Annotated in this window: 7 protein-coding genes; 6 read left to right on the top strand and 1 reads right to left on the bottom strand. The window is 60.6% G+C overall.

The features are described 5' to 3' along the window. Positions 1-709: 709 nt before the first annotated feature. The 5 genes from WCE35_RS21175 (at position 710) to WCE35_RS21155 (ending at position 6,122) form a co-directional block, all read left to right on the top strand. The gene (locus WCE35_RS21175) at positions 710-1,606 is read left to right on the top strand and encodes a hypothetical protein (protein ID WP_424595269.1); all 897 of its coding nucleotides are present in this window, start codon (positions 710-712) and stop codon (positions 1,604-1,606) included. 394 nt (positions 1,607-2,000) lie between these two features. After that, a complete protein-coding gene (locus WCE35_RS21170) occupies positions 2,001-2,900 on the top strand; it encodes a hypothetical protein (RefSeq protein WP_424595268.1) in 900 nt (299 codons plus the stop codon). Positions 2,901-3,234: 334 nt separating this feature from the next. Next, entirely contained in the window at positions 3,235-3,525 is a 291-nt protein-coding gene (locus WCE35_RS21165) for a type II toxin-antitoxin system RelE/ParE family toxin (RefSeq protein WP_424595267.1), read from the top strand. Further along, the gene (locus tag WCE35_RS21160; RefSeq protein WP_424595266.1) at positions 3,522-3,842 is read left to right on the top strand and encodes an addiction module antidote protein; all 321 of its coding nucleotides are present in this window, start codon (positions 3,522-3,524) and stop codon (positions 3,840-3,842) included. The genes WCE35_RS21165 and WCE35_RS21160 overlap by 4 nt, the downstream gene beginning before the upstream one ends. 999 nt (positions 3,843-4,841) lie before the next feature. Then, positions 4,842-6,122: an MFS transporter gene (locus WCE35_RS21155; protein WP_424595265.1), complete on the top strand. Its 1,281-nt coding sequence runs from the start codon at positions 4,842-4,844 to the stop codon at positions 6,120-6,122. A gap of 37 nt (positions 6,123-6,159) precedes the next feature. Here WCE35_RS21155 and WCE35_RS21150 read toward each other — a convergent pair whose 3' ends face one another. After that, positions 6,160-7,098: an acetamidase/formamidase family protein gene (locus WCE35_RS21150; RefSeq protein WP_424595264.1), complete on the bottom strand. Its 939-nt coding sequence runs from the start codon at positions 7,096-7,098 to the stop codon at positions 6,160-6,162. 231 nt (positions 7,099-7,329) lie between these two features. Here WCE35_RS21150 and WCE35_RS21145 point away from each other — a divergent pair, with 231 nt between their 5' ends. Next, a complete protein-coding gene (locus WCE35_RS21145; protein ID WP_424595263.1) occupies positions 7,330-7,722 on the top strand; it encodes a transposase in 393 nt (130 codons plus the stop codon). The last annotated feature ends 338 nt before the right edge of the window (positions 7,723-8,060 follow it).

Below are 8,060 nucleotides of genomic sequence, written 5' to 3'. Positions count from 1 at the left end.
GTTAAGCGAAAAATTTTCGCAAAGGGGCTGGACAGAAATTGGTGATTTGCCCGTCGGGCTGAATACAAGGGGCCATACGGCCGGTTGCACCAGCTCGACGGCCACCAATGGGTCGCACCAATGCGCGCGGTGACAGGGTATCAATTAAACGCACTGTCAACGTGTGCCCGTACGCTACAACATCGTTCGTCTGCGCGCTGGTTGATCGCTCACAGACCGAAGCCTGCCCTGCGATCCCGTTGCGCGCCGACGCTGCCGCGTCGCATCCATCCCAACGTCCGTGACGATCGCGATACGCCCCTCGTTGAGGGATGAGACCGCGGAGTTCCAGAACTGATTTGGGGGCAGGCGAGAAGGAGTTTATTTTGCGGGAGGGACTGACAGGGCAAATCACGTCGATTTGGTTCATGAAATTCGCGTGGTCGGACTCGTCAATAAACCGGAAGTATGACCCGCCCTACGAAGCCGGGCAGGAGTTCGATCTCTTCGGGCGCGCCATTTCGGAAATGCGCTATTGACGCCGAAACTCGCCGTTCTCCCGATGCAAGCCGTCGAGTTGCATCGGCTGGCGGCGCGTCTCACACCCTCGATGTATTGCTATGACGAGTTAAGTGCACTGGCACCGTAATTCCGCTTCGAGCCTTGTTGATTTCCTACTTCGATCGCAGCAAGCTCGATGCAAACTCGGGCATTCAACCAGAGAACCAAAATGCGATTTCTCGCGCTTTCAGCCCTCGTATTGCTGTCCTCGTGGCCGCTCGAATTCGCGCCCGCTGCTGAGGTTCGGTGCGCTTCCGGGATTTACGGTCGCTATACACTGCCGCAAGATGAGGGTTGGTTTAGACGACGCTGGCCTTCCGGAGTTCGGCCGACCGGCAGCACATGCGCTAGTGGCTTCATCTTCGGTCCAATTGAGCCGGGCGACTATGAAAAAGTGCGAGCGCTCTATCGACCAAATCATCCGTTTCTAGCAAGTTTTATACTTGCCTCTCCAGGCGGAGATGTTGTGGAGGCCATCAAGATTGGTCAGCTATTCAGAAAATATTTGATTCGTGCATCCGCTCCTATTCGGTTTCTTGGGGGCGAGACGTTCACGTCCATATCTCGTGAGCCAGAGTGCGAAAGCGGACGGTGTATCTGCGCCAGCGCATGCGCGCTTATGTGGTTTGGCGCGGTCGATCGTGGCGGCTCGGTTGGGCTACACCGGCCGCGAACTGACGATCCGGACTTTAGGGCGCTGGGGCCAATAGAAGGAGCCAACGCGTATCGTGGGGTGCTCGACAGTATTCGGCAGTACTTGGATGAAATGGAAGTGCCAAAGCCTATGATTGAGGCCATGGTAGCCACCGGTTCGGCCGACATAAAATGGGTGGATGCAGATGATGACCTGAGACGTCCGCCCAGCCTCGCTGAATGGGAGGATGCAACTTGTGGCAGCTTCTCGATCAAAGACAAGAATTTGCTTTATGACCTCCGTGCAAAGCACTCAAATCTTGCCCAACTGGAGCAAAACCTCCGCGATCAACTTCAGAGTAGACAATCTAAATGGGCGCAATGCCGAATCGAATTGTTGTCCAGTAACAGAGACAAGCTCTCCGTCCCATAAGCGTTGTATGGACGCGCCAACATTATTGCACATGTCCTCAGGGCGTTGCCCTTTTCCCAGGGCGGATTGATGTCTCTGGCTCTCCTCCCTATGTAGCGCCTGAGCCCTCAACCATAGAAAGCAAGGAAATGAGAACTCAGACAAGGTCTTGCAAAGGCTATGAACTTACAGCCACGCAGAACGGGCCAAAATGGGACGTAGGGATTTACCCGAGCGCCCCTCATCTGCCGTGGCCCAACCCGAATTCCCAAATGTTCTCAGACGTCGACGTCGAAACGGCCTTCAAGAAGGCGAAACGGCAGGTTGACGAATTGCTTGGCGCCGCCGCCCCATGGCGCCCCATAAACTAGGCATGGTAAAATGTCTTGGCTGAGACGAATGCTTGAGGCGGTCGATGAGTGTGCCGAAACAGAATGGCAGTGAGCGCGCCGCCTTGCGTCGCACCAACGAGGGTAAGGTGTGCGATGCGGTTATCCGCCTTTTGGAGGACCGCACGCAACTAAAGCGTCGTGACCTTCGTGCTCATGCGGATGCTGGTAATGGAAAGAACGTTGAGGCACGCTTTCGCCTAGGATCCCAGGAGTACGCAATCGAGCATACGCGCATCAACTCGTTCGACAATCAAGTTAGAGTCGAACTGCTGTTCGAGGAGTTCAGAAGGCCGATCATCACCAAGCTGGCGGGTGCCCTGCCTGGCCGAGGCTACTGGAAGCTCTGTCTCCCCAGCAATATTGGCCGGCGCATTAAGCGAAGAGGCTTCGCTGCCGCTCAAAGGGCTCTCATCGACTGGTTGCCCATAGCGGCCGCGCGGCTTCTTTCCGAACGCGCGTCAGGCAAACGGCCTGCCTGGTCAGGAAATCCGCCTGGTCTGGATTTTAAGGTGACTCTGTTGCATGAGACCAACGCAACCGGCATTGATGAACATGATGGCTTGCTGCTCATCATGTCGGAAGGGCCGATCATGATCGACGAGAGGCGGCGCAAGGAACTGGCCGACGCACTTGGATGCAAATGTCCGAAGCTGCAGAGCTGCAAAGACGCCGGGGCGATCTCCGTTCTGGCGCTTGAGACGGACGACTGGACAACTTGTCACCTCTTTTTAGCACCTGAGCTTTGGAATGCCTTCGCAACTCGGCAAGACATGCCGGACGAGGTGTATCTGGTCGACACTACCGCGGGCGAATTCTGGCCGGTCGTGCCGCTCACGCGCGGCGACAGAGTTCTATCAGGCCACGTACCCGTTGAGGTACTTCCCGACCAGCTGGTTGATATAACCGCCACCCTTTCGGGTTAAGTACCGTGCCTCCGTCCATTTGCTCGTTCCGCTGGCCAGAGGGCGCGCAGGCTGGTCAGCGAGTTGCAGCCTGACTGTAGTGCTATCAACAAGCCGTGGTTAGGATAGCACTGTCCTGCGCGGCGCCGAATAAACAATCATAGCTCCACGGCGAACCAATATTGCCATTTTCGTCGGCCGTGGCGCGCCAATCTACGATCTTCTACGACAGCGTTTCCGACTGGCCCGCAAGCGCCGCATTGAGCCGCCGGCAGCCCTATGCTTGCCATTGGGTCTCGAGCCGGCGCCGGATGTCGCTTGACGGTTTGTAGCCCATGGACTACGTTGCGCCTAAATGGCCGAAGTGCGTCAAGCGGCGGAGTTTTCGGGCTGGCTGCACCGCCTCAGGGATGCCAATGCGGTCGCGCGCATTGTCGGCCGCATTCGCCGCATGGAGATGGGGAATCCCGGCGACACCAGAGGCGTCGGTCACGGCATCTTCGAAATGCGTATCGACTATGGGCCGGGTTACCGGATCTACTATGTGCATCGCGGAGCACAGATTGTGATCCTGTTGTGCGGCGGCGACAAGCGCACGCAACCGAAGGATATCAAACGGGCTCAGAAAATAGCGGAGACATTGTGATACCCAAGACAACACGATTTGATGCCGCCGATTATCTCGACACCGAAGAGCGTCAGGTTGCCTATATTGCGGCGGCGCTCGAATCCGGTGACGCGGATTTCGTGCGTGACGCGCTTGGTCTCGTTGCACGTGCCCGCGGCATGGGGGGTATTGCGAAGAAGGCCGGCTTGAACCGCGAAAGCCTGTACAAGGCGCTCGGGGAGACCGGCAATCCCGAATTCGGCACGGTCATGCGCATTGTTCGCGCCCTGGGTCTAACCCTTTCAGCACGCCCGGCGGCGAGCAGACAGACTCCAAAGCGACGCCGGGTCGCGTGAACCAAGCCGCCGGCATCTCGCGCACCAACGTTACTTGCGATCCCGCTACATCCGATATCATTGGCTATGTCACATTGAGCGCCGGACAGATCGAGCGAGCTTTCTTGCCCAAGTCACAACAGCGCGTAGGGCGGGTGTGCGCCGGGAGACCGGCAAGGAGTAGGTGGTGCAAGTCCACTACGATGAAGGAGTAGCGAACCACATCGGCCCCGAGCCGTGCACTGTCGTCCGTAAGGGCGGGGGTGAAGCGTCGGCAGGGGAGCGCATAGGCCAGCCATTGAGCCTCGAAAACTACGTACTTCCGGGATGCCGACGCGTTACCCACCGTGGAAGGCAATACGTCCGGCGCGCAATCGCGAGCGTCTGGACGATCCGGCGTGGTCAAAGACACTGGCATGTGCGGAAGCTCCTTGTACGGGAACCGGGAGATCCTGCCTCTGGCCACCGGCACAGTGCCGCTGTGGTCCGCATCGGGAAGGCGAGGAGCCGTAGCCGATGACGCACGGAGGCAGGAAGTCAGACTCCGCCATAGTAGCTATGAAGCCGACGAACAGAGCGGAGCGATCCGCCGCGGAGCCGGTGGAGCCAAGGGCGGAGGCCGAGGGGAATGTGGGCCAGCAAAGCACGCACCGGGCGCAGAACCGGGCAAGTGTGTCACAGGCGCTGGAACGCATACGGCAATTCGCCGTCAGACACCCAAGGTGGGAGCCGTATGCCCGAATTGGGCCCGTACGGTTCTGTGCGGGGGGCGCTCAGTAATGGGCGTCCCTACCGCGATTGAGCATCTCGCGAAACCCATCAACCCAGAACACAATCATTGATGGGGATCGCTTTTTGCTCAACCCATCCGACGTGCTGGATTTTCTCGTGCAGCCGAACGCGCGGCGGCAGCCCCTCACCCGGTGCGCATCTGGCGATGCCCGCCGGCCTCTCCCCGCAGGCGGGGAGCGGCGAAGAAACGGCGGCACACCCCCACATCTGCATGCCCAATATCGCGCCATGGCGCTTGACCCGCAGGCATCGGTCGATGAAGTTGCACCAGCCGTGGACATTTCTGCTCACCTCACCCGCGATACCGCGCTGTTCGTCCCCGATTCCCGCCGGGCATGGACGCGGCTTGCCGTGGCCGTGCTGATCGGCTCGCTCGGCAGCGTCGGGATGTGGTCGGTGGTGGTGGCGCTGCCGGTGGTGCAGGCCGAGTTTGGCGCGAGCCGCGGCACCGCGTCGCTGGCCTTCACCATGGTGATGCTCGGCTTCGGGTCCGGCGGGGTGCTGACCGGAAAAATCACCGACCGTTATGGCATCGTCACCGCGATCGGGCTCGGCATCGGCATTTTGGGCCTGGGCTATCTCGGCGCCGGCCTGTCGTCGTCGATCTGGCCCTTCATCCTGGTGCATTTCGCGATCGGGCTGTCCTCGTCGGCGACCTTCGGGCCGCTGATGGCGGAAGCCTCGCACTGGTTCGACCGCTACCGCGGGCTTGCGGTGGCGATCGCCGCCAGCGGCAATTACATCGGCGGCACGATCTGGCCGCCGCTGGTGAATTTTGGCATGCAGTCGTTCGGCTGGCGCGCCACCCATATCGCCGTCGGCATCTTCACCGCGATCGCGATGTCGCTGGCGCTGGTGGGCCTGCGCCTGTTGATGGGCGCGGGGACGCGGCGCAGCCATGTCAACGCGCCGCCGCCACGCGTCGACTTGCGGCTCTCCACCAATGCGCTGACCGCGATCCTGGCGCTGGCCTCCATCGCCTGCTGCGTCGCGATGTCGATGCCGCAGGTGCACATCGTCGCCTATTGCGGCGATCTCGGCTATGGCGTGGCGCGCGGCGCCGAAATGCTGTCGCTGATGCTGGGTTTCGGCATCATCAGCCGGATCGGCTCCGGTTTCCTCGCCGACCGGATCGGCGGCATCCGCACGCTCCTGATCGGCTCGATCGCGCAAGGCTCGGCGCTGATGTTCTACATGTTCTTCGACAGCCTCGTCTCGCTCTACCTCATCTCGGCGATGTTCGGCCTGTTCCAGGGCGGCATCGTGCCGAGCTACGCCATCATCGTGCGCGAGGCGATGCCGGCGTCCGAGGCCGCCACCCGCGTCGGCATCGTGATCTTCGCCTCGGTGTTCGGCATGTCGTTCGGCGGCTATGTCTCCGGCGTGATTTTTGACGCCACCGGCTCCTATGGCGCTGCGTTCCTCAACGGCGTTGCCTGGAACGCGCTCAACGTCGCCATCATGCTGCTGCTGCTGATGCGCGCGCGGCAAAGGCTGGCGCTGGCGTGAGGGCTGCCTCGCCCCAGACCAAGCAGCCGCGCCGGCGTCACAGGCACGATTTCGCCAGAAGCATGTGAATTCCCTTGTTGCCGTCCACGAGCTGCGTCACCCGCAAATTGCCGGCCAGCGAACACAGCATATAGGCTTCGTTGCGCGTGAGATTGGTCCGCGCGCAAACGTGCTTGACCATTTCCCTGACCGCCTGCCTGGCGGCGTCGTCGAGGTCCTCGTCGAGGCCAATCGACATCAGATGCGTGGCGCTCTCGGCGAACGGCCATTCGATTCCCATGTCCTTGCGCACGGTGAGACGGAAGCTGCCGGTGACGCCGGTTTCAAGCGCGGTAATGCACACTTCGCCGTCACCCTGCACGGCATGTCCGTCGCCCGCGAAGAACAATGCGCCTTCATTGAAGATCGGCAGATAAAGCGTCGTCCCGGCCCGCAATTCCTTGTTGTCCATGTTGCCGCCGAATGCGCGCGGCACCGGCGATCCGCAGCGTCCCCAGCTCGGCGGCGGTGCGGTGGCGATGATGCCGAAGAACGGATCGATCGGGATTTCGGTGCCCCACGGCATCACACACACGTTGCGGTGACGATCGATCGCCGGGTGAATGGTTTCGTAGTCGGTGAATTCATTCGGCAGCGTGCCGAGCAGCGGCAAGATGGAGACGAACCCCCAGTCCTGCCGCACCTTCACATCCAGAATGTCGACCTGCAATGTGTCTCCGACCCGGGCGCCGCGCACATAGACCGGTCCGGTAATGAAATGCGGGCCGGGTCCGGGCGGAAGCGTTTCCAGCGCCGTGATGTAGTCCGCGCCAACCAGGCTGAGGTCGTCGGGCAGGGTCTCTTTTCCGCCGGCGGGGAAACTGTGCAGCGTGACGGTGTCGCCCGAGTTGACCTCCAGGACAGGGGGTGTGGCGCTATCCAGGTATCCCCATACCATAACGTCCGGAGTGCTTGGAAGTTCATGACGGCGCGGCATGGATAAGGACTCCAACAGTGAAGGCGCAAATCTGCTCCCGATATCGCAGGCAAGCCAGAGACTTGGCGTTGCGTTTGAGCGCGGCCGCGCCCTGGCGACATGGCATCGTCTCGAATTTCTGGGAACCCCGACATATTGAAGCTATTATCAAATCAAATGGCAAGCTCAGCGCTTGTTGCGCCGGGACGAGCGCGGTGCCGACGCCAGGTCGAACGTTGAAAGGAGCATCCGATGCGGCGTTCGCGTTTCACCGATAGCGAAATCCTGCATCTGCTTTACGAAGCCAGCACCGGCGTTTCCGTGGCGGAGATCTGCCGCACCGCCGGCGTGTCGCTTCGAACCTTCTATCGGTGGCGTCGCCGGTTTGGCGGACTGAATGCGCCTGCCGTCATGCAAATGAAGGAGCTTGCGGCCGAAAATACCCGGCTGCGAAGTCTGGTCAGCAATTTGTTCGAACGCTTGCGCGATCCGGAAGAACACAAGGCGCCGCCACCGACGGCCACGACGATGGCTTCCACCGGCGACGACAAGGCGCGCAAGCAAAAGCAGGCGATCCGGAGCGCGGCGGAAAAATGCGGCGGCGCCCTGACCGGACGCTTCGCCGCGCTGCGGGTCAATCCCTGACGGCGGCGATGGAGCACACGATCGGGCCGGTCCGGCGCGGCGCCCGGACACCGGGCGGCGCGCACGTCGCGATGATGTTTCTTTGTGCGCTCATAATGTCAAAAATGACATAATGACTTTTCGCGTGGCGCCGGATTGTTCATCGCGCCGCGTCCGGAAGCCCGCGATTCACAAATCGCTATCAGCCTTCAGATCATTGTGGCACATTTGGTGACGCAATGAAGGAGGCCGGCAACAAAAGAGCAATCGCTGTCGTTTCTTTCAGCTTGCTGCCCGTTCGATTGGCGCAATAGTCTTTGGCCCATCCATTGCCGATTTTCTTTCGCAAGGAGTTCAGA

It is taken from the genome of Bradyrhizobium sp., assembly GCF_049691595.1.
Classification (GTDB): Bacteria; Pseudomonadota; Alphaproteobacteria; order Rhizobiales; family Xanthobacteraceae; genus Bradyrhizobium.
This window is presented reverse-complemented; position numbering and strand designations above follow the sequence as displayed.

Excerpts from the sequence above, each read along its gene's own strand:
- WCE35_RS21175 (WP_424595269.1), top strand. The coding sequence starts at position 710 with ATGCGATTTCTCGCGCTTTCAGCCCTCGTATTGCTGTCCTCGTGGCCG.
- WCE35_RS21170 (WP_424595268.1), top strand. The coding sequence starts at position 2,001 with ATGAGTGTGCCGAAACAGAATGGCAGTGAGCGCGCCGCCTTGCGTCGC.
- WCE35_RS21165 (WP_424595267.1), top strand. The coding sequence starts at position 3,235 with ATGGCCGAAGTGCGTCAAGCGGCGGAGTTTTCGGGCTGGCTGCACCGC.
- WCE35_RS21155 (WP_424595265.1), top strand. The coding sequence starts at position 4,842 with ATGGCGCTTGACCCGCAGGCATCGGTCGATGAAGTTGCACCAGCCGTG.
- WCE35_RS21150 (WP_424595264.1), bottom strand. The coding sequence starts at position 7,098 with ATGCCGCGCCGTCATGAACTTCCAAGCACTCCGGACGTTATGGTATGG.
- WCE35_RS21145 (WP_424595263.1), top strand. The coding sequence starts at position 7,330 with ATGCGGCGTTCGCGTTTCACCGATAGCGAAATCCTGCATCTGCTTTAC.